Source organism: Pseudomonas sp. E141 (assembly GCF_052659885.1).
In genome coordinates, this window is sequence record NZ_CP084024.1 from 1,903,646 (window position 1) to 1,924,908 (window position 21,263).

At 61.5% G+C, this 21,263-nt stretch carries 21 protein-coding genes; 9 read left to right on the top strand and 12 right to left on the bottom strand.

Going from position 1 to position 21,263, the window contains the following annotated elements:
* Positions 1 to 27 precede the first annotated feature (27 nt).
* Positions 28 to 660, top strand: a complete 633-nt coding sequence (locus GKKCFE_RS08600; protein WP_047227701.1) for a Vgb family protein — start codon at positions 28 to 30, stop codon at positions 658 to 660.
* Positions 661 to 716: 56 nt separating this feature from the next.
* On the opposite strand, the gene GKKCFE_RS08605 is transcribed toward GKKCFE_RS08600, so the two are convergent.
* Positions 717 to 1,688, bottom strand: a complete 972-nt coding sequence (locus GKKCFE_RS08605) for an EamA family transporter (protein WP_107322307.1) — start codon at positions 1,686 to 1,688, stop codon at positions 717 to 719.
* A gap of 298 nt (positions 1,689 to 1,986) precedes the next feature.
* Between GKKCFE_RS08605 and GKKCFE_RS08610 the strand changes: the two genes are divergently transcribed.
* Together GKKCFE_RS08610 and GKKCFE_RS08615 are read left to right on the top strand one after the other, a co-directional pair.
* Positions 1,987 to 3,117, top strand: coding sequence for a sensor histidine kinase (locus GKKCFE_RS08610; RefSeq protein ID WP_047227699.1), 1,131 nt, complete (start codon positions 1,987 to 1,989; stop codon positions 3,115 to 3,117).
* A gap of 97 nt (positions 3,118 to 3,214) precedes the next feature.
* Complete coding sequence (locus GKKCFE_RS08615) at positions 3,215 to 4,306, top strand: SMP-30/gluconolactonase/LRE family protein (RefSeq protein WP_047227698.1); 1,092 nt, start codon at positions 3,215 to 3,217, stop codon at positions 4,304 to 4,306.
* Between the two features lie 114 nt (positions 4,307 to 4,420).
* Here the strand turns inward: GKKCFE_RS08615 and GKKCFE_RS08620 are convergent, their stop codons facing one another.
* From GKKCFE_RS08620 to GKKCFE_RS08635, 4 genes are all read right to left on the bottom strand, one after another.
* The gene (locus tag GKKCFE_RS08620) at positions 4,421 to 4,801 is read right to left on the bottom strand and encodes a DUF1850 domain-containing protein (RefSeq protein ID WP_107322309.1); all 381 of its coding nucleotides are present in this window, start codon (positions 4,799 to 4,801) and stop codon (positions 4,421 to 4,423) included.
* Complete coding sequence (locus GKKCFE_RS08625) at positions 4,798 to 6,825, bottom strand: TRAP transporter permease (RefSeq protein WP_107322310.1); 2,028 nt, start codon at positions 6,823 to 6,825, stop codon at positions 4,798 to 4,800. Before GKKCFE_RS08625 ends, GKKCFE_RS08620 begins: the two co-directional genes overlap by 4 nt.
* An 80-nt stretch (positions 6,826 to 6,905) precedes the next feature.
* Positions 6,906 to 7,856 carry a TAXI family TRAP transporter solute-binding subunit gene (locus GKKCFE_RS08630; RefSeq protein ID WP_047227696.1) on the bottom strand — a complete coding sequence of 317 codons (951 nt, stop codon included), beginning with the start codon at positions 7,854 to 7,856 and terminating at the stop codon, positions 6,906 to 6,908.
* Between the two features lie 112 nt (positions 7,857 to 7,968).
* Positions 7,969 to 8,988, bottom strand: a complete 1,020-nt coding sequence (locus GKKCFE_RS08635) for a LacI family DNA-binding transcriptional regulator (protein ID WP_047227695.1) — start codon at positions 8,986 to 8,988, stop codon at positions 7,969 to 7,971.
* Positions 8,989 to 9,166: 178 nt separating this feature from the next.
* Between GKKCFE_RS08635 and GKKCFE_RS08640 the strand changes: the two genes are divergently transcribed.
* The 3 genes from GKKCFE_RS08640 to GKKCFE_RS08650 all read left to right on the top strand — a co-directional run bounded on the left by GKKCFE_RS08640 (position 9,167) and on the right by GKKCFE_RS08650 (position 12,855).
* Positions 9,167 to 10,333, top strand: coding sequence for a Gfo/Idh/MocA family protein (locus GKKCFE_RS08640; protein ID WP_445577726.1), 1,167 nt, complete (start codon positions 9,167 to 9,169; stop codon positions 10,331 to 10,333).
* Positions 10,330 to 11,430: a sugar phosphate isomerase/epimerase family protein gene (locus GKKCFE_RS08645; protein ID WP_139050635.1), complete on the top strand. Its 1,101-nt coding sequence runs from the start codon at positions 10,330 to 10,332 to the stop codon at positions 11,428 to 11,430. Before GKKCFE_RS08640 ends, GKKCFE_RS08645 begins: the two co-directional genes overlap by 4 nt.
* Positions 11,431 to 11,622: 192 nt before the next feature.
* Positions 11,623 to 12,855 (top strand): nucleoside permease, encoded by a 1,233-nt coding sequence (locus GKKCFE_RS08650; RefSeq protein ID WP_445577727.1) that lies wholly within the window; start codon positions 11,623 to 11,625, stop codon positions 12,853 to 12,855.
* A 15-nt stretch (positions 12,856 to 12,870) separates the two neighbouring features.
* Here the strand turns inward: GKKCFE_RS08650 and GKKCFE_RS08655 are convergent, their stop codons facing one another.
* Complete coding sequence (locus tag GKKCFE_RS08655) at positions 12,871 to 13,527, bottom strand: polysaccharide lyase family 7 protein (RefSeq protein ID WP_445577728.1); 657 nt, start codon at positions 13,525 to 13,527, stop codon at positions 12,871 to 12,873.
* A gap of 237 nt (positions 13,528 to 13,764) precedes the next feature.
* Here GKKCFE_RS08655 and GKKCFE_RS08660 point away from each other — a divergent pair, with 237 nt between their 5' ends.
* Complete coding sequence (locus GKKCFE_RS08660) at positions 13,765 to 14,100, top strand: lipoprotein (protein ID WP_047227691.1); 336 nt, start codon at positions 13,765 to 13,767, stop codon at positions 14,098 to 14,100.
* A 68-nt stretch (positions 14,101 to 14,168) separates the two neighbouring features.
* On the opposite strand, the gene GKKCFE_RS08665 is transcribed toward GKKCFE_RS08660, so the two are convergent.
* From GKKCFE_RS08665 to GKKCFE_RS08690, 6 genes are all read right to left on the bottom strand, one after another.
* On the bottom strand, positions 14,169 to 14,723 hold the full coding sequence (locus tag GKKCFE_RS08665) for a thioesterase family protein (protein ID WP_047227690.1): 555 nt from the start codon (positions 14,721 to 14,723) through the stop codon (positions 14,169 to 14,171).
* Between the two features lie 331 nt (positions 14,724 to 15,054).
* Positions 15,055 to 15,435: a RidA family protein gene (locus GKKCFE_RS08670; protein WP_047227689.1), complete on the bottom strand. Its 381-nt coding sequence runs from the start codon at positions 15,433 to 15,435 to the stop codon at positions 15,055 to 15,057.
* A 37-nt stretch (positions 15,436 to 15,472) separates the two neighbouring features.
* Complete coding sequence (kefC, locus tag GKKCFE_RS08675; RefSeq protein ID WP_445577729.1) at positions 15,473 to 17,299, bottom strand: glutathione-regulated potassium-efflux system protein KefC; 1,827 nt, start codon at positions 17,297 to 17,299, stop codon at positions 15,473 to 15,475.
* A 1-nt stretch (position 17,300) separates the two neighbouring features.
* On the bottom strand, positions 17,301 to 17,822 hold the full coding sequence (gene kefF / locus GKKCFE_RS08680) for a glutathione-regulated potassium-efflux system oxidoreductase KefF (protein ID WP_445577730.1): 522 nt from the start codon (positions 17,820 to 17,822) through the stop codon (positions 17,301 to 17,303).
* 102 nt (positions 17,823 to 17,924) lie between these two features.
* On the bottom strand, positions 17,925 to 19,271 hold the full coding sequence (locus GKKCFE_RS08685; RefSeq protein WP_445577731.1) for a HAMP domain-containing sensor histidine kinase: 1,347 nt from the start codon (positions 19,269 to 19,271) through the stop codon (positions 17,925 to 17,927).
* The gene (locus GKKCFE_RS08690; protein ID WP_445577732.1) at positions 19,268 to 19,978 is read right to left on the bottom strand and encodes a response regulator; all 711 of its coding nucleotides are present in this window, start codon (positions 19,976 to 19,978) and stop codon (positions 19,268 to 19,270) included. The genes GKKCFE_RS08685 and GKKCFE_RS08690 overlap by 4 nt, the downstream gene beginning before the upstream one ends.
* A 261-nt stretch (positions 19,979 to 20,239) precedes the next feature.
* Between GKKCFE_RS08690 and GKKCFE_RS08695 the strand changes: the two genes are divergently transcribed.
* Positions 20,240 to 21,025 (top strand): MlaA family lipoprotein, encoded by a 786-nt coding sequence (locus GKKCFE_RS08695; RefSeq protein WP_445577733.1) that lies wholly within the window; start codon positions 20,240 to 20,242, stop codon positions 21,023 to 21,025.
* Positions 21,018 to 21,263: a hypothetical protein gene (locus GKKCFE_RS08700; protein ID WP_047227683.1), complete on the top strand. Its 246-nt coding sequence runs from the start codon at positions 21,018 to 21,020 to the stop codon at positions 21,261 to 21,263. Before GKKCFE_RS08695 ends, GKKCFE_RS08700 begins: the two co-directional genes overlap by 8 nt.

The following is a 21,263-nucleotide window of genomic DNA, read 5'->3' on the forward strand; positions in this document are numbered from 1 at the left end:
TCACACCCCAACGAGGAGGCTTGCAAGATGAAACGTTCAGATGCGCAGATCCTGCGGGAATACGGCCCTTTTCCCGGCGTCGATTGCGTGCACGGTGTCAGTCATGACGGCGAGCTCGTCTGGTTTGCTTCCGGCGACAAGCTGCATGCACTCGATCCGGCCAGCGGCCAGATGTTGCGTTCGCTGGACGTCCCGGCAAACGCCGGAACGGCTTTTGACGGTAAGCACCTGTTCCAGATCGCCGGAGACACCATTCGCAAGATCGACCCGCGCAACGGCCAGGTACTGGCGACCATTGCGGCGCCCAATAGTGGTGATGATTCAGGACTGGCCTGGGCCGAAGGATCACTCTGGGTCGGCCAGTACAAGGCGCGCAAAATCCTCCAGATCGATCCCTCCACTGGCAAGATCCTGCGCACCCTCGAATCCAACCGCTTCGTCACGGGCGTGACCTGGGTCGACGGCGAACTCTGGCACGGCACCTGGGAAAACGATGAAAGCGATCTGCGGCGCATCGACCCGCAAACCGCAGAAGTGCTGGAAAGCGTGACCATGCCGCCGGGGATTGGCGTGTCGGGTCTTGAGTCAGACGGCGGCGAGCGGTTCTTTTGCGGCGGTGGCAATAGCGCGAAGGTGAGGGCGGTGCGTCGGCCGGCCTGAAGCGTGTGTGGGAGCAGCTTTTGCTCCCACACAGCGACGATGGATGCTGATGTGTTTCAGCTGCGTCCAGCGGCTTCGGCAACCGGCGCTTTGATGCGCTCGACCTTGCGATAAGTCAGCAACACGATGCCGGTGACCACAATCGCGCCGCCAATCACCTGGCCCGGGTTGAGCATCTGGTCCAGCACCAGCCAGCCTATCAGCAGGGTCGCCAGCGGTTCGATGTTCATCACCGGGGCGTTGCGCGGCATGTCCAGGCGGGGCACGGAAATGAATAGCACGATAAACCCGGTGCCATAGAGCACCACCAGGGTCGCCAGGGCAAACCAGCCGGTGCTGCTGGCCGGCAGGTCGAAGCCACCGGGAAGGGCGCCGGTCAGGCCGGCGAGGTTGACGCTGCTGAACACGATGAAAATGGTCAGCAGGCTGCGGACCGAACCGCGCACCTGGGACAGTTTGTGATCGGTGATCCATAGCGCGCAGGCGAACACGCAGGCGGCACAGAAGGCCAGGCCCACGCCGAGCAACCATTGCGGGCCGACGCTTTCTTGCGACGACAGCCGGGCCGGTACTTCCAGCACGAACACCAGGCCAACCAGAATCATGCCCATCAACGCGGCAGTGCGCGCGGTCGGACGTGGCCCGCCGAGTGCCCAGGTCAGCAACGCCAAGAGGATCGGAAAGACATTGCCCACCAACAGCGCCAGGGCGACCGGCACCCGAGCCACGGCGGAATACAGGCACAGACTCTGGGCGGCAATCAACAGCCCCAGAGCCAATTGCCAGCGCCAGACCCCCTGCGGCAGGCGCAGGTTCTGGCGTTGCCAGAGCACCATTGCGGCCAGCACCAGCAAGGTGCCGCCCGAGCGCAGCAGGATCGCCAGCAAGACCCCGGCACCGTCATCAAATGCTGCCCTGGCAGCGACATGGTTGCCGGCGAAGGCACATCCCATGCACAGCAGAACCAGCACGGCGAGGTGCCGAGGGAGCGGAGTGGGGGTGTCAGGTACAGCCGTGGAGCGGGTCATGGCAGGGGGTCTCAAAGGGAGGCCGCCGAAGCAAGACGCTTCGGAACGGCTAATATAGTTATAGGTTGTCGTACAACATCAAAAGGGATTTGTACCGTATAGCGTTGCAAGAGACAAGTGCCCTATTTTGGCGCAAGGCTGTTCATTCAAGCGCCTACGCGGTGTGGCGCCAGCTGCGCGCGCGCCGCGATGAATCACAAAGCCCCCTCGGTTTGCTGTACAACAATGGAACCGAGGCCGGCAGCCCATGCGTTGTTGCGTCACTGACCCTCGATAATCCCTTTGTGCGGAGCAACCCATGCGCCTGGCTGATTTCATCCTCGACAATATCGAGCCGATTCTTCAGGCGTGGGAAGACTTCGCCAAAACCATCACACCCGCCTCCCATGGCATGGATTCGGTGGCTCTGCGCGATCACGCCGAGCAGATGCTGCGCACCATTGCCGCTGACCTGCGCACTTCGCAAACCGTCAAGGAGCAGATCGCTAAGTCCCAGGGCGATGCGCCGGCGGCAGAGGCGGAAACTGCAGCCGAAACCCATGCGGTCATTCGCCAGTCCTCGGGGTTTACGGTGGAGCAGATGGTTTCGGAATACCGGGCGCTGCGCACCAGCGTGCTGATGCTCTGGATGCCGCAGACCCAACTGGACCACGAGCAAGTGGTGTCCGACGTGATCCGCTTCAACGAGGCCGTAGACCAGGCCCTGGCGGAGTCCGTGGTCAGCTATTCGGGCGCCGTCGATGCGGGCCGCAATATCTTCCTCGGGATTCTGGGGCATGACTTGCGCAGCCCCCTGGGCGCGATCCTGCTGAGTTCCGAAGTGCTGCTGCGGGCAGGCGACTTGCCCGCCAAAGCCACCAAGATCTCTTCGCGCATCTACACCAGCGTCAAACGGGCCAACAAGATTGTCGGCGATCTGCTGGACTTTACCCGCACCCAACTGGGGGCGGGCATTCCGGTGCAGCGCTTCAACGGTGACCTGGTAGCGGCCTGCGAGGGCATGGTGGAAGAGGCGCGGGCCTATCATCCGGAAAGCAGAATCATCTTTGAAACGACGGGCGCCCTTGAAGGCCTGTTTGACCAGGCGCGTATGGAGCAAGTGTTCGCCAACCTGATTGGCAATGCCGTCCAGCATGGCAGCGAGGGTTCGCCGATTACTGTTTCGTTGAGTACCGAAGAGGATACGGCGGTGATTGCCATCAACAACCAGGGCAAGCTTATCGAGAAGGACGCCATTGCCAGCATCTTCAACCCGATGGTCCGGCAATTGCGCAGCGGTGACATGCAGTATGGCTCTGCGGCTGGGCTCGGGCTGGGCCTGCACATCGCGTCCGCCATCGTATCCGCCCATAAGGGCACTATCGAGGTTCATTCCAAGGCCAGATCGGGCACCACCTTCACCGTACGGATCCCGCTCCACGCCAACTGAATTTTTTCTTGCACAGGGCAGGGCGCATACTTGTACGATGTCCTATCACGGAGTAAAACTGTCGTCGCCGTCCAATAATAATTAACGGAGACGCACGATGGATGCTTCGCAACCTGCAACGACTGCCCATCAGGGCCGCCGGGTATTCCTGAAAAAATCCTTGGTGGTTTCGGCCGCCGCCGCAACCCTGGGCAACCTGCCCGGGCTGACTCAGGCAGAACCCTTGAGCCAGCGCTACCCTGACCCGCTGATCAAGATCCTCGACCCCAGCTTCATGGACCTGCGGCTGTTCAACGCCAGTGTTGAAAAGCTCGCCAGCGGCCTGCGCTGGGCGGAAGGGCCGGTGTGGGTCGGCGACGGTCGTTATTTGCTGGTCAGTGACATTCCCAACAACCGCATCATGCGCTGGGATGAAGTCACCGACAGCCTGTCGGTTTACCGCGAGAACTCCAACTTTTCCAACGGCCTGTGCCGCGATCGCCAAGGGCGCTTGCTGGTTTGCGAAGGCTCCACCACGTCGACTGAAGGCCGGCGCGTCACCCGCACCGAGCACAACGGCACCATCACCGTGCTGGCGGACAGTTTCGAGGGCAAGCCTTTCAACTCGCCCAACGACATCGTGTGCAAGCGCGACGGCTCTGTCTGGTTCACCGATCCACCGTTCCAGACCGGCAACAACTACGAAGGGCATAAAGTCGCCCCTGCCCAGCCCCACGCGGTGTATCGCATCGACGGGGAAACCGGCAAGGTCACGCGAGTGATCGACGACATGGCAGGGCCCAACGGCCTGTGCTTTTCGCCAGACGAGAAGATCCTCTACGTGGTCGAAGGTCGGGCCAAGCCGAACCGCCTGGTGTGGGCGATCACGGTCAAGGACGATGGCACCCTGGGCGAACGGCGCAAGCACATCGAAGGCTTGGATTACGCGGCCATCGATGGGCTCAAATGCGACGAGAGTGGCAACCTCTGGTGCGGGTGGGGCGGTAATGGCGATCCCAAGGCCGACCTGGAAAAGCTCGACGGTGTGCGAGTGTTCAATCCCGAGGGCAAGGCTATCGGCCACATCTCCCTGCCGGAGCGTTGCCCTAACGTCTGCTTCGGCGGACGGGAGGGTAATCGCCTGTTCATGGCCGGCAGCCACTCGTTGTATGCACTGTTTGTGAATACCCGTGGGGCGACGTTTGCGTGAGTGACTGACCTTCAGACCCTGGGTTTGATTGTGGTGAGGGGGCAGTTGTGGGAGCAAGGCTTGCTCCCACAAAAAAACCTCGCCACAGAGTTCTGTTTGGACCAGGGGACCTGGTTATCCGCAACTCCACAATTCCACCGTTGGCTGACTTGCCTTGGGCGGCCCGAGCCAATGGCTCATCGGCTGGCAAGCCCCGTCGACGCACAACTGGTAATCACCCGCTTCGGGTGTTCGCCCCAGTTTCAGCGGTTGCAGGGGCGGCAACTGGCGCTGATAGTGCCAGCTGCCGTTTTTCAACCGGGCACCGTCCGGAACTTCCATGCCGGCGCCGTTGCCCTTGACCCTGGCTTCGCCCAGAACCAGGCCTTGTTCAGTCACGCGGTAATCTTCCTCCCAGCGGATTTTCTCGATGGTGTGATTCCACGCCAGGGTGAAATCAGTGACAGGAAGCTGGGCCCAGACCGCACCGGCCAGGCCCAGGCACAAACCGATCACGCCAAGGCCCGTCCGGTACGCCGCGAGCGCCACACGTGTTGAAAGATCAGCAGAGCCCCCAACACGAAGCCGATCTCATCGGTCAGCGGCAGCGCCACGACCAGCAAAGCCCCGGCGGCAAAGCACATCAGGCGTTCCCATATCGGCATTTTCTGTTGCAGGTAGCCGGTGGACGCCATGCCCCACAGCCCGACCGCGAGCATCGTCTTGATCAGCATGTAAGCAGTCATCCATAGGCTGTCGCCCTGGAGCATCAGCGCCGGGTTATAGACCGCCATGAATGGAATGACAAAACCGGCAAGGGCGATGCGCACCGCCCAGAAGCTGATTTTCAGCCCCGTTTCCCTGGCAATGGGCGCAGCGGCGAAGCAGGCCAGCGCGACCGGTGGCGTCAGGTCGGCGAGGATGCCGAAATAGAACACGAACATGTGCGACACGATCAGTGGCACGCCCAGTTCCAGCAGGGCGGGCGCGGCGATCGAACTGGTGATGATGTAATTGGGAATGGTCGGAATGCCCATGCCCAGCACCAGGCAGGTGAGCATGGTCAGGATCAGCGACAGCAGCAGGTTGTCCTTGCCGATGGCCAGGATGTAGCCGGCGAAGGTTGACGCCACACCGGTCAACGACACCACGCCGATGATGATCCCCACCAGGGCGCAGGCAATCCCCACCGGCACCGCATGCCGCGCGCCGTCCACCAGTGCGTGCAGGCAAACCGTCAGGGTTTCCCGCGCGCCTTTGATGAACCAGCAGATCGCCACCAACACCGCGATCACCGCGAATATGACGCCAATGCCTAACTGGAAAAAGCCCACGCACAAGATGCCCAGGGCGATCCAGAAAGCGCAGCGCATTGCAAAGCTCGACACCCGCAAAATGATCGCCGAACCGAGAATCACGATGGCGGTGAGTGCCAGTCCGACCATGCCGGAAAAGAGCGGCGTGCGACCGGAGAACAGCAGGTAGATCAGCACGGCGAGTGGGATCAGCAGGTACCAGTTCTCTTTGACGGCGCCCAGCGCGCTGGGGCATTGGTCTTTGGGCAAGCCCTTGAGGTTGGAGCGCTTGGCTTCCAGGTGAACCATCCAGAACACCGAGCCGAAGTACAGGCACGCGGGAATCAACGCCGCTTTGGCGATTTCAACAAATGGCACGTTGATGGTCTCGGCCATGATGAACGCCACGGCGCCCATGATCGGCGGCATCAACTGACTGCCCATGCTCGAGGTGGCTTCCACGCCGCCGGCAAACGCGGCCTTGTAGCCGAAGCGTTTCATCAGCGGGATGGTGAATTGCCCGGTGGTCACCACGTTGGCGATGCCCGAACCGGTAATGGTGCCCATCAAGGCAGAGGAGGCAACCGCCACTTTGGCCGGGCCGCCGAGCTTGTGGCCGAACAGGCCCATGGCAAAGTCGGTGAACAGCTTGATCATTCCGGCCTTTTCAAGAAAGGAACCGAACAGAATGAACAGGAAAATGTAGGTGGCCGATACGTAGGTGGGCGTGCCGTACAGGCCTTCGGTGCCGAAGGACAGTTGATTGACGATCTGATCGAAGCCGTAGCCGCGATGGGCCAGGTCGCCTGGCAGGTATTCACCGAACAGCCCATAGGCCAGGAACAGCCCGCAAATCAGCGGCAGGGCAATCCCCATCACCCGCCGGGCCGCTTCGAACACCAGCACGATCAAAATGATACCGATGATGAGGTCCGTGGACGTCAGATCCCCGGAGCGCTGGATCAGGTCGGCTTCGAACACCCACTGATACACCGCCGTGGCCACGCCGGCCAGGGACAACAGCCATGCCAGAGGTTGCCAGGGGCGGCTTGCGCCATAGGCGGGGTAACTGAGGAACACCACCCACAACAGGAAACCCACGTGCACGGCACGCAGCACCTGGCTGGAAATGGGGGAGAAGGCGGCGGTGATGATCTGGAATACAGAAAACAGCAGGGCCACGTAGAACAGCGTCTTGGGCCAGTCTCGTGGGTCGGAGGGAAGACCGTGCTGAATTTCACTCATTAACTGAAAGCCTCTTGTCTACATCGAAGGTGCGAACCAGGAGGGTGCAACGGCGATCATCGCCGCTGCACCGGGTCGGTCTACAGCGCGCCGACTTCCTTGTAGTAGCGCTCGGCACCGGGATGCAGCGGGATAGGCAGGTTCTTCGCGGCATTTTCCAGCTTGATGTCCTTGGCCGCCGAATGGGCGTTGCCCAGGCGGGTGAGGTTATCGAACATCAGCTTGGTCATCTGATAGGCCACCTCGTCCGAGACGTCCGCGCGGGTAACCAGGATGTTGGTGATGGCCACGGTCGGCACGGCTTCGGCCTGGCCGTCGTAGGTATTGGCCGGGATATTTGCGCTCTGGTAGGCCGGGTTGCCGATCTTCGCCACCACGTCTGCCGGGATCGACACGTAGTTGAGCGCCATGGTCGAGGCCAGGTCACGAATGGCCGCCATCCCAAGCCCGGAGGACTGGAGCGTGGCATCCAGTTGACGGTTCTTGATCAGGTCTACCGATTCGGCGAACGGCAGGTACTGGACCTTCATGTCGCTGTAGCTCAACCCTGCGGCCTTGAGGATGGCCCGCGCGTTGAGCTCGGTACCGGATTTGGCCGCCCCCACGGAGATGGATTTACCCTTGAGGTCGGCCAGGGTCTTGATGCCCGACTCCTGGCTGGCAACGATCTGGATGTAGTTGGGGTAGGCGCCGGCGATGGCCCGCAGTTTGGTCAGAGGGGCTTTGAAACCGGCATCTTCCACGCCGTTCTTGGCGTCCGCCACCGAGTCGCCCAGCGCCAGCGCCAGCTCACCGCGACCGGCCTGCAGCAGGTTAAGGTTTTCCACCGAGGCCTTGGTGGCCTGTACCGACGTCTTGGAGCCTTCGATCCCGTTGCTGTAAATCTGCGACAGGCCGACCCCGATCGGGTAATAAACCCCGCTGGTGCCCCCCGTCAGGATGTTGATGTACACCGGTGCTGCCTGGGCTGTGGTCGTGACCACCAATGCTGCCGCGGCGGCCAGAAGGGTGAAGCGCTTGTTGACTCGCATGGGAAACTCTCCGTCTTGTTATGGCTTTATGCAGAGTAGTGCCACTGTAGTCGAAACGGACCGGCAGGTGGCGAGTCAATAGCGCATCAAAAGGTGATGGGCGTCGTTTTTTTCAAGCATCCTTGTTAAACGCCGGGCCTGGCGCAGCGCTGCTGCCGCGCACGGTCAACTCGAACGGCAGCACGACATGCCGTTCGGCAAGCGGTGTTTTCTCGATCAGGGCGATCAGCATTTGCACCGCCCGCTGGCCGAAGGTTTCGGCAGGTTGTGAGAGAGTGGTCAGTGGCGGATCACAGTAGGCGGCGAAAGGAATGTCATCAAAACCCACCAGTGAAATGTCCTCGGGCACCCGCAACCCCATTTGCTTGATGCGCTTGAGCGCGCCAATGGCCATCTCGTCGTTTTCACAAAACAGCGCGCTGGGGCGCTCGGCCAGCTCCAGCATCGCGCCGGCCCCGTCGTAACCGGCCTTCAACGTGAAGTCGCCGTGACAGATCAGGCCAGGGTCGGCGGCGATACCGGCCTGGTGCAGTGCATCCTGATAACCGGCTACGCGGTCCAGGGTCAGGGGACTGCTTCGGGGCCCTTTGATGATGCCGATGCGCCGGTGGCCGAGCCCGATCAGGTGTTCGGTCATGGCCTGGGCGGCGGCCCGGTTGTCGAGGCTGATGGTCGGGTAGGGGGCGCCTTTGACCACTTCGCAGGCGTTGACCAGCGGCAAGGATTCGGCGCCCGCGGGAAGCGATTCGAAAGGGTTGCTCGCGCGCAACTGGATCACCCCGTCGGCCTGGTGCGCGTAGACGAGGGCGGCAAATTCGCGCTCGATCTCTTCCCGACCCTGGGTGTCGCACAACAGCAGTCGATAACCGGCCGCCTGCGCAGCCTGCTGGGCCCCGCTGATGACCCGGGCGAAAAAGGTGTTGGCGATGGTTGGGACCAGAATCACCAGGTTGCCGGTTCGCCGGGAGCGAAACTGCACGGCCATCAGGTTGGGCCGATAACCGGCCTGTTCCACCGCCGCGTTAACCTTGTCGCGAGTCTGGGGCAGCACCCGTTCGGGAGATTTCAGCGTTCTGGAAACCGTGGCCACCGAAACTCCGGCCAGCCGGGCCACTTCACGGATATTGGACAAAATCACCTCGATTCGGCGCCAGGAATGCCTGCACGGTTGGGGAGCTTACCGCAGGTTGCGCGTCGCACAAATGCTCATGCATGTGCCAACGGGTTTGACATGCCGCAAAACTGAGCCTAGATTTCCGCCATGATGTAACCGGTTACATTGTCGTCAGTCCCAGCATAAGAGAGTCGCGATGAATCCTGTAGCAGCCAAAATAAGAATGGGCTTTGTCGGCGGTGGAGAGGGCGCTTTCATTGGCCAGGCCCACCGTCAGGCCGCGGGTCTGGACGGTGGTTTTGAACTGGTGTGCGGTGCGTTCAGCCGTGATGCGCACAACAATCAGCAGACCGGCGCGGCCCTGGGGCTGGCCGCGTCCCGTTGCTACAGCGATTGGCAAGGCATGCTCGCCAGCGAAGCGGCGCTGCCGGCCCACTTGCGCATGGAACTGCTGGTCATCGTCACTCCCAATCATCTGCACGCCCCCATCGCCAACCAGGCGCTGCAGGCGGGTTTTCATGTGTTCAGTGAAAAGCCCGCCGCTATGAACCTGCGTGAGTTGCTGGCCCTCAAGCAAGTGCTTCAAAGCAGCGGCCGGCTCTACGGCCTGGCTCATACCTACCTGGGTTATCCGATGGTCTGGCAGGCCCGGGAGATGGTGCGCACCGGCGTGATCGGTGCGGTGCGCAAAGTGCTGGTCGAATACCCCCAGGGCTGGCTCAGTCAGGACGTCGCCGGGCAAGGCAACAAACAGGCCGGTTGGCGCGACGATCCTCAACAGTCAGGGTTGGGTGGCTGCATTGGCGACATCGGCACCCATGCGTTTTCCCTGGCGGAGTTCGTCGCCGACCAACCCATCGAGCAGATATGCGCGGCGTTGGGCACCCACATCCCGGGTCGGCAACTGGACGACGACGCGGCGATGCTGTTGCGCATGGCCGGTGGTGCCAGCGGCGTGCTGATTGCCAGTCAGGTCTGCGCAGGTGAAGAGAACCCGCTGAAAATCCGTCTGTATGGCGATAAGGGTGGCTTGGAATGGCGCCAGGAAGAACCGGCCAGCCTGATCCATCGTCCCCTCGACCAACCCCTGCGAGTCTTGCGGTCCGGTGTGGGCCAGTCCTGGCTGTGTGAGGCCGCCCGCCAACGGATGCGGCTGCCGGCCGGGCATCCTGAAGGTTATCTGGAAGCCATGGCCAACCTCTATGGCGATTTTGCCCGTGCCATACGGGCCGCCGCGCCAGGGCCAGACGCCCCCGGCGTACCCGGCATCGAAACCGGTCTGCGGGGCATGGCCTTTATCGAAGCGGCCATTGCCAACCATCGCGGCGATACCAAGTGGACCGCACTGGCCTGCACACAATGAATCAGGAGAGCCCCGCCGTGAATCCCATTGCCCAAACACCGACAGGCCTGCGTGGCCCAGGTATTTTCCTGGCGCAGTTCATGTCCGCCGACGCGCCGTTCGACACCCTGGCGAACATCGCCCAATGGGCGGCCGCACAAGGTTACAAGGCCATTCAACTGCCGACGTCGGGCACGCAATACATCGACCTGGCCCGCGCCGCCGAGAGCCAGGACTACTGCGACGAACTCAAGGCCATTTGTGCCCAGGCCGGTGTCCAGATCAGTGAGTTGTCGACGCACCTGCAAGGCCAGTTGGTGGCGGTGCATCCGGCGTTCGACGCACTGTTCGACGACTTCGCCCCGGCCCATCTGCGCGGTCAGCCCCAGGCGCGGACCGAATGGGCGATAGAGCAATTGAAGCTCGCCGCCCGCGCCAGCCAGCGACTGGGCCTCACCGCCCATGCGACGTTTTCCGGTGCGCTGTTGTGGCCGTACCTGTACCCGTGGCCGCAACGCCCCTCTGGCTTGGTGGAGCAGGGATTCGCCGAACTGGCCCGACGCTGGTTGCCCATTCTGGACTGCTTCGACGCAGCCGGCGTGGACCTGTGCTACGAGATCCATCCGGGTGAGGACCTGCACGATGGCGCCTCGTTCGAGCGCTTTTTGCAGGCCGTCGATCATCACCCTCGGGCAGCGATTCTCTACGACCCCAGCCATCTGCTCCTGCAGCAGATGGACTACCTGGGCTTCATCGATCGCTATCACGAGCGCATCCGCATGTTCCACGTCAAGGACGCCGAGTTCCGGCCCGACGCCCGTTCCGGTGTGTACGGCGGCTATCAGGGCTGGGTCGATCGTCCTGGACGGTTCCGTTCGCTGGGCGATGGCCAGATCGATTTCAAATCGATCTTCAGCAAACTCACTCAATACGATTTCAGCGGCTGGGCGGTGTTGGAGTGGGAGTGTTGCCTGAAGGACTCGCAACAGGGCGCCGCAGAAGGCGCGGCGTTCATTGAGCGACACATGATCAGCAAGACCCGAAAGGCGTTTGACGATTTTGCCGGGGTAACGGCCGATGAAGATTCCAACCGGCGGTTATTGGGCCTGTTGAGGTAACCGGCCCAACTCAAAACCCTATGGCGAGGAAACTCGTTGTGGGAGCAAGGCCGGCCCGCGATGAACGAAAACGCGGTTCAACGGTTACCGCGGCGCGGCCATCGCGGGCCAGCCTTGCTCCCACAGCGGCTCGCCACACCAGCGCTTCTGAGCATTTTTCTTCACAAGAACAACAATAAAACGGTGACTGTCATGACCACGATGAACGCACGCTTGAGCGTGATGATGTTTCTGCAGTTCTTTATCTGGGGTGGCTGGTTCGTCACCCTGGGGACCTTTCTGTCCAGCACCCTGGGCGCCAGCGGTGGGCAGATCGGCATGGCGTTCTCCACCCAGTCCTGGGGAGCGATCATTGCCCCCTTCGTGATCGGCCTGATCGCCGACCGCTACTTCAATGCCGAACGCATCCTGGCGGTGCTGCATCTGTTGGGCGCGGTGTTGTTGTATCAGCTGTATGCGGCGGCGGATTTCAGCGTGTTCTACCCGTACGTGCTGGCGTACATGGTGATCTACATGCCGACCCTGGCCCTGGTCAACTCCGTGGCGTTCCGCCAGATGCGCGACCCGGCGCTGGAGTTCTCCCGTATCCGGGTGTGGGGCACGATCGGCTGGATCGTCGCGGGCGTGGTGATCAGCTTTGTGTTTGCCTGGGATTCGCGCGAAGCGATCTCGGCGGGCGGCTTGCGCAATACCTTCCTGATGGCCGGCATCGCCTCGCTGGTCTTGGGGCTCTACAGCTTCACGTTGCCGGCCACCGTACCGCTCAAGGCGCAAGCGAGCGCAGGTGACGTCAAACAGCTGCTGGGCCTGGATGCCTTGGGCCTGTTGAAGGATCGCAGCTACCTGGTGTTCTTCATCGCCTCGATCCTGATCTGCATCCCCCTGGCCTTCTATTACCAGAACGCCAACCCGTTCCTGGCCGAAACCGGCATGACCAATCCCACGGCAAAAATGGCCATCGGGCAAGTCTCCGAAGTGCTGTTCATGTTGCTGTTGCCGCTGTTCATCCAGCGCTTTGGCATCAAGTTGGCGTTGCTGGTCGGCATGCTGGCCTGGGCGCTGCGTTACGTGCTGTTCGCCTACGGCAATAACGGCGACCTGGCGTTCATGCTCTTCACCGGTATCGCCCTGCACGGCATCTGCTATGACTTCTTTTTTGTCTCGGGGCAGATCTACACCGATGCCAAGGCGCCGGAGCGTTTTCGCAGCTCGGCCCAGGGGCTGATTACGTTGGCGACCTATGGCGTGGGCATGCTGATCGGCTTCTGGGTGGCGGGGCAGGTGACCGATCACTATGCCGTGGACGGCGGCCACGAGTGGAAGAGCATCTGGTTGTTCCCAGCCGGTTTTGCGCTGCTGGTGTTCGTCTGCTTCCTGTTTACCTTCAACGGCCGGCAGGCGGTTGTGGCCGCTTCAAAGGCCTGAGGGGCTGGACGTCAGTCATTTATGGCTGACGTCCAGTTTGGTGTAGGTCACTTTCCCGCCTTCGCTGGAAGAACCGACGTTGTCTAGGGTGTAGACGCCGGCCTTGAAGTAAAAGTTGTAGCCATGCCAGGCGCGGTCCAGTTTCACCTGCTTGCCAACGTTGTTGATCAGCACCGTGAGCTTGCCTTGCTTGTCCATTTGCAGGGAGTAGCTGAAGGTTTTGTTCAGTGCCACTTTCGGCACGGTATAGATCACCGGGCTCTTCTTGTCCTTGGGTTTTACCCGATATTCCACATCGATGTTGCCGGTGCCCTTGGCGTAGCGATACACCAGTTTCAACAGCGGCGTAGGGGCATCCTTGGCGTGGATCTGCGCGACGACTACACGGCCCTCGGAAGGGACCTGGTTCACCGCCAAAGTACCTTTGAGGGTATTGACGCCGCTGTTGTAACGCCAGTTGCGCAACTTGCCTTCTTTGGTGGTTTCGCGCAATTCGGAGCGCGGGTAGTCACTTTTACCGGTGTGGGAGCCGGTCACCGGCGCCCAGAAGACAATCCGCTCGCCGGAGCGGTTGAAATACTTGTTCTGCAGCGTCGGCATGGCCTTGGTCGCCACGACTTGCGCCGGGGTCTGCACGGGCAGGGTGATGTTCCAGACAGTCAAATCGATCATGGTCAATGCTCCGACGGAACCGGCCATTACTCATCAGCCGGAATGGGCAAGATTACCTTCCGTGGCACAGTGCCCATGGTATCGACGGGGGCCTGTTTAGCTGCAGAGGCAACTGACGAATGGCTCTGCGCTGAGCCTTGCGGTCGGTTGAGCGCAGTGATGTCAATTTGACGCTGATCGGTTAGAGTACGCGCCGCCCGAGAGATGGATCCCGGGCGTTTTCTCATGGAGTATTCAATGAACCACCTCAGCAAAATTGTCGCCTGCGCACTGGTTGGCCTGGCCTTGGCGGGTTGCACCGGCACCCCGATGAAAACCAAGCAGTACGACAGCAGCCAATACACCGTGGTCGGCCACAGTGAAGCGAAAGCCACCGGCCTGCTGCTGTTCGGCATGATCCCGATCCGCCAGAACAACCGTTTCGTGCGCGCTCAGAATGCCGCGATCCTGGCCAAGGGCGGCGATGCCATGATCAACACCCAAGTGCAGGAAGACTGGTTCTGGGCCTGGGTCCTGACCGGTTACACCACCAAGGTGTCCGGTGATGTGGTCAAGCTGAAAACCGTTCAGTAAGACTCACGCTGTTGTGGGGGAGGGATGTGCAGTGCCGGCTGGCGCGGATCGATCTGATCCAGTCACTGCTAGTCAACAGTACGAGCACTTTCCTCCTCCCGAAGCCCAAGGCTCATGTCATCGCAGCTTTGCGACCAGGCGCTGAGCCATTCGGGCATGGCCGGTGAGTGTTCGGCCAACCCCAGTGCGCGAATAAACTCTCCCGGTGCAATCGTGCCTTGGGCCGAACGGAACAGGCCGCGCATCATCACCACGCCCACCACGCGCCCCTGGCTCAGGAAGCGGTGTTCCATGAAGGTCCACTTCTCGTCCCAGCCCAGCAGGCGGGTGTGCACTTCGAACGCTTCGAACAGCTTCAGCTCCCGGCGAAACTTACCCCACACATCCCCCACGATCGGCACTGCCCGGTTGCGCAAGGCCACTTTGTAGGCGCCGCTGCGCAGCACGTAATCCATACGCCCTACGTCGGCCAGGGTGAAATAGCGGCCGTTGGTGACATGGCGGTTGAGGTCCAGGTCCAACGGCCACACCCGCATGCGCACCACGGTGGTATCCAGGGGGCCGGTCGGCTTGCGCCAGGGACGACGAAACAGCATGAGCAACAGTCGGAACCAGAGATTCATAAATACGCCCGCGAGGGTGGAAAACGCCGCACTTTAGACAGGCGCCGAGGCCTGGGCTAGGTGCGCAAATGACTGTTTTCGTGGAAATCGCGCATTTGGGACATGTCCGGCGGGTTTGAACTCATCAGGAACCTGAGTTTGCGACGGCTGCGCCGCCGAGCGGGAGCAAGCTCCCTCGCCATAAAGGGCACTTTGGATTATCGATCGTTCCCACGCTCCTGCGTAGGAACGTCGCCAGGGACGCTCCGCGTTCCGCTTCTGGAAGGTGACGCAGAGCGTCACGGGATGCATTCCCACGCAGAGCGTGGGAACGATCAACAAAGGCACAACCTCAGCCTTTGGCCGCCATCGCAGTCACTTCCACTCGCATTCCTTCAACCGCCAGCGCCGCCACGCCCACTGCGGCGCGTACCGGCCAGGGTTTGGCGAAGAAACGCTGATACACCTCGTTGAAGGCCGCGCGGTCGGCCATGTCGGTGAGGTAGATGGTCAGGTGCAAGACCCGGTCCATGGAGCTGCCGGCGCCTTCCAGGGCTGTCTTGAGCGCCTGCAATGTGCATTCGCTTTGCAAGGTGATGTCACCCAGTTCCAGGCTGCCGTCAGGGCGAGTGGGGATCTGGGTAGAAACCAGCAGGCCGCCGAAGCCGGCGACGTCGGAAGAGATGGAGTCCGCGTCCGGGTCGGGGATGAACGTGATGTCTTGGTTTGCCATGAAAGCCTCTTGTTCAGGAAAGGGTTAAGGGGACGGATCAGCTGCGCGCCTCATCCGTTTCGTTTCGATGATGGTCAGGCCAATTGTCGACGGGGCGCGCACGGTCTTCGTTGAACATTTCGGTGAGCAACGCGTTGGCGCGCTGGTAGGCGTCGTGCCTGAACTTGAGGTCGTCTTCCGGCTGGGCGACGATTTCCTCCAGCATCTGCAGATTCAAACGACGGAACTGATCCGCGCGCTCGCGCGCTTCGTAAGCCCCGACGCCCATCTGCACCAGCGCATTTCGGCCCAATGCCAGCGCGCTCTCGAAGGTTTCCCGCTCGGCGGTCTCTACGCCCATCTGCCGCAGGGTGATCAGGTGCCCCATGTCCCGCGCACGGACGATCAGTTTCAACGCGGGGAAGTGCTCCTGGGCCAGTCGGGTCAGCGTCAGGTTGTCCTGCTGGTCGTCAATCGCATTGATCAGCACCACCGCCTGGCCGGCGCCGGCCGCGTGGAGCAGATCGAGGCGAGTGGCGTCGCCGTAGAACACTTTTACGCCGAATTTGCGCAGCGTCTCGATGTTGTCGGGGTCATGGTCCAACACCACCACCTCGACGCCGCAAGACATCAAGAGACGCCCGGCGATCTGTCCGAAGCGACCGAACCCGGCGATGATCACCCGTGGGTTCTGCTGATCGACGAGGTCGGATTCCTGGCGGTCTTTCTTGGTGGCGGACTCTATTCGATCCAGCAGCAGGATCAGCAACGGCGTCAGGCACATGGACAGGGCCACCGCCAGCGTCAGGCTCTTGCCCCACTGGTCGGTCAGAATGCCGGCCAGCGTGGCGGCGCCGAACACCACGAAGGCGAACTCGCTGCCCTGGCCGAGCAACACCGCTTGCCATGAGCGTTGGCCGGCAGGGACGTTCAGCAAACGGCTGACGGCCTTGATCACCAGCAATTTGATCAGAATGAAACCCAGGGTCAGGGTCATGACCTTCAGCGGAGCATTAATCAGCGTGCCGAAATCGATCGACATGCCGACACCGATAAAAAACAACCCCAGCAGCAAGCCTTTGAACGGTTCGATGTCGCTTTCCAGGGCATGGCGGTATTCAGAACTGGCCAGCAGCACCCCGGCGAGGAACGCGCCCATGGCCATCGACAAGCCGGCCTCTTCCAGCAGAAACCCGAAGCCGAACACCAGAAACAGCGCCACGGCGCTGAAGATCTCACGTAGACCCGAGCGCGCGGCGAAGCGCAGCAGCGGGCGCGTCACGTAGCGTCCCAACAGCACGACGACGCTGATGGCCACGACGATCTTGATGATCGAAAGCATCAGGGCGGTGCCGGACGGCGTGTCGCCGTGGGCCGCCAACAACGGAATCATGGCAACCAGCGGAATGGCCGCGATGTCCTGGAACAGCAGGACGGCGAAGCTGCTGCGCCCGACGGCGGTCGACGTCAGGTTGCGCTCGTTCATGGCTTGCATGGCGATGGCTGTGGAGGACAGGCTCAGGGTCAGGCCGACCAGCAACGCGGCCGTCCAATTCAGCCCCAGGGCCGCGCAGAACACCGCGATTGCCCCGCCACAGGCGAGCATCTGCAAGGCGCCGCCACCGAACACCATCCTGCGCAATGCCCAGAGCCGCTTGGGATCGAGCTCGAGCCCGATGACGAACAGCATCAGGACGACGCCGATTTCGGCGAATTCCAGAATCGCCTTTACGTCAGTAACGAGCTTGAGTCCCCACGGGCCGATCACGCACCCGGCCAGCAGATAACCCAACACCGGGCCCAGGCCCAACCTGACGGCAATTGGCACGATCAACACTGCCGAACCCAGGTAGATAAGCAGTTCAATCAGGCTGTGAGTCTCCATATCAATCTTCCTTCCAGGAGGCCAGGCGTGCGCTGTAGTGTTCGATTTGTGCATCCAGGGTTTCGGACGCGCCCGCATACGCGCCGTGTATCACGACCGGCTCCAACCAGCGCATGTGGCAGTAGATGGCCGTTGCGTGGAGGGGCTGGGCCAGCACCTGGAAGCCCGGGTAGGCGCCGATCTGGAAATGATCGTGGTTGCCACCCGTGGAGACGGCCCACAGCAGGGGCTTGTCTTTGAGGGCTGTGGCGTCTCTGCCATAGGCCCAGCCATGGGTGAACACTTTATCGATCCACAATTTCAGCAGCGGCGGCATGCTGTACCAATACATCGGGTGTTGGAGGACGAGCAGTTGGCACTGTTCGATGGCGCGTTGTTCGGCCTCGACGTCGATGTCGAAGTCCGGATAAAGATCGTAGAGGGACCGTATGACCACGTCCGGATGGCTGGATGCGCGCTGGAGCATTTGCTGGTTGACCCGTGACTGGTCAGGGTAGGGGTGGGCGTAAATGATCAGAATCATCAGGGCAATTCCGGGAGGCCGGTCCTGGTCAAAAGGCCGGACATCCTACCGAGGAAGGCGCGTGTTGTTTAGAACATTGTTTGCCGGCGTATGGTGCCGGGGTCAATTGAGCGGCAGCGAGACCTTGACCTCCAGGCCGCCGCCCCGCCGGTTCCTGAGGGTCAGCGTCCCGCCATGCTCCAGCACCGTCGCCCGCGCTGCCGACAGCCCCAGCCCGACACCGCCGGTGTTCTTGTTGCGCGAGCCTTCGATGCGAAAGAAGGGCGCGAAGACTTGCTCGTGGAACTGCGGGGCGATACCAGGCCCGCGGTCGTGGACGCGAATTTCGACACGGTCCATGAACGCCTTGAGCTGAACGCCCGGCTCGCTGCCATATTTGCTCGCATTGTCGATCAGGTTGACCAGGGCTCGCTTGATCCCGATGGGCCGGCCCATGTAAACGAAACGAGGAGCGCCCTCGAATGAAACCTCGGTGCCGGCATCCTTGAAGTCGTCGACGACCGTGTGCAGCAGTTCGGCCAGGTCGAACGCGGTGGCGTGTTCGAGCCGAGCTTCGTCGCGGAAGAATTCCAGCGCACTGTTGACCATCGCCTGCATTTCATCCACGTCCCTGAACAGCCTCGATTGCTGTTCGGCGTCGTCGATGAACTCTCCACGCAGGCGCATGCGGGTCAGGGGCGCGCGCAGGTCGTGGGAGATGGCAGCGAGCATCTGCGTGCGGTCCTGGACGAAGTGTTGCAGCTGGGCCTGCATGGCATTGAACGCGAGGATCGCCTGACGGATTTCGTGAGGCCCGACCACCGGGATGGGCGGCGCCCGGAAGTCCACGCCAAAGCGCCTGGCGCCTTCGGCAAAGCGTTCCAGCGGTGTCGCCAGATGCCGTGTAGCAATCAGGGCGACGATAAACGTCGATAGAAGAATCAGCCCGATAATGATCAGGTTGCGCATCCACTCTTTCAGGCCCCAACTGCGAGAGGCTACGGAAAATTCCACCCAGGAATCGTCGGCCAATTGGATGAGGACCGCGTAGCGCCTGTCTGGCTGATCGGCGGGCCAATCGCCGGGCTCGAAGGCCTCTATCCTGGCCTCGGGCCTGCCCAGTTGCTTGCGCAGGAACGTCGCCCCCTCACTGAACTGTGGGTCGTCGATCATCGGCACTCGTGCGTCTTCACGACGGGGTAACCATTGTGCGGTGAACGCCTGGTCGCTGGCCGCCCTGGCGATATCGGGCCGTTGTCCGGGCGCCACCGAGTCGATGATACGAGTGATGGCGGCGGCTTTCTCCATCAGGCCGGTTTCCATCAGAGGAGGGCGTGCCCAGGTCCCAGCCAACAGGCCGAACAGCTCATTCAGGGCCAGTAAAGTCAGCATGGCGAGCATGGTGGTCAGGGCAATCCAGCGGGCTACCGTATCGCGTGGCCGATGGAAAGCTGAGTGCCGGGGCTTCATCGCTTCACCACATGGGGGCTGAAAAGGTAGCCGCTGTTGCGAATGGTGCGGATCATCGATGGGCCAGTGATATCGCTCTCCAGCTTGCGGCGCAGCCGGCTGACCTGGACGTCGATGCTGCGATCGAAGGCGTCGTATGTTTCGCCGCGGGCCAGGTCCAGCAATTGCTGGCGAGTGAGGACCCGGCGCGGGTGTTCGGCAAAGACCAGCAGTAACTCAAACTCGCCGGTGGACAGCGGGATCATGACTTTGTCCGGTGAGCGCAACTCGCGGCGGGCGACGTCCAATTGCCAGTTTTCGAACTCCAGAATCAGGCGCGAGTTGTTGTTCAATGTGCCCCTGGCTTCGCCGGTGCGCCTGAGCACGGCGCGCACCCTGGCCAGCAGCTCGCGCGCATCGAACGGCTTGGTCAGGTAATCATCCGCCCCCAACTCAAGACCGACGACGCGATCACTCAGCTCACCCATGGCCGTGAGCATGATGATGCCGACCGTATGCTCGGCCCGCAGTCGCTGGCAGAGCACCAGTCCACTGTCTCCCGGCAACATGACATCGAGGATGATCAGGTCCGGCAAGCGACGCGCCACCGCCTGCCATAGGGCAACACCGTCGGCGGCCACTTCGACGCTATAGCCATGTTGCTCGAGGAATTTGCGCAAGAGGGCGAGGACTTCGAGGTCGTCGTCCACCAGTAATAGATGGCTCACAGTGGGCACGCAGGGCAATGAATACAGAAGGGGATACTAGGGTCAATCCGGGGCCTGCGTCATATATTTCAACTCGGTAATAAAGTTGCCGACGGGCAATGTTGTGGAAATCTTCAGGCAAAAAATCGGCGGCAGGATCACCCGATGTCAGTCAGTTAAACGACGGCCAACCCAACACAACCCTCGCCACCAGAGCTGTGTACGGCGGTGTCTTCCCAAACTGACCGGTATCGCCCCAATTCCTCGCCGAGATAGCCTTGTATGCCGATCACCAAGCCCGCTCCGCTGTTTGTTCGTTGCACTGTTGTCGTAGGACTCGTGGCATTCGCCAGCGGCTGCACCAGCACGCCCGCTGCAACCCCTGGCAGTTGTGAACGTGCGAGCTACACCGTCGATGATCCGGCAGAGCCCGTCAACCGGGGCATCTTCGCTTTCAACCGGACTGTCGATGACTATGCGCTGGCCCCGGTTGCTCGTGGTTATCTCAAGCTTCCAGATGTGGTTCAGACGGGGGTGCATAACTTCGTCGCGAACTTCGGTGAGCCCAAGGTCTTCATCAACGATCTGCTGCAAGGCAACGCTCAACGCTCGGTCAACACCCTGGGTCGCTTCGTCATCAACACCACCGCAGGCATCGTCGGGCTGATCGATGTGTCGGGCAAACTGGGTATCGAGCGCCACAAGGCCGATTTCGGCCAGACGTTCGGCGTCTGGAACATCGCTCCCGGGCCGATCGTCGAACTGCCGCTGCTGGGAACGTCCAGCCTGCGCGACGCAACCGGCAAACTGCTGAGTTCTGCGGTCGATCCGTTCGGCAGCAACAGCGATACGGTCGATACGTTAGGCACGATCAATACCGTAGGCGGGGTCGTTGATGGTCGTGCCGAGGCGCTCCCGCTGACGGACAAGTTGCGGGCCCGGCCGGATTACTACGTGGCGCTTCGTGACGCGGTAGCGCAGCGGCGCGCCGATTTTGTCGCCCAGGGCAAGTTGGGTGCGGTGGCGGGGGACGCCGCCTGCCCGGAGGGAGAGACCGTGGATGAGTAACCCTGTATTGGTTCTGCACCGGCGAGTGAAAAACCTTGAGCAAGGCATTCTGCATTGCCGGGAGATCGAGTTGCAGTTGACGGAGGATGGCCGACATTTACTGCTCAGCCGTTACCTGGAGTTGTACAGCCATGACCAGGTTGGCGCGTGCGACATCCAGAATTACCGGGTGCCTCTGGCGAGCATGATTCGCTGGATGGTCAGTCATGGGGAGCGGATGAGTCCACTGGTCCGCTAG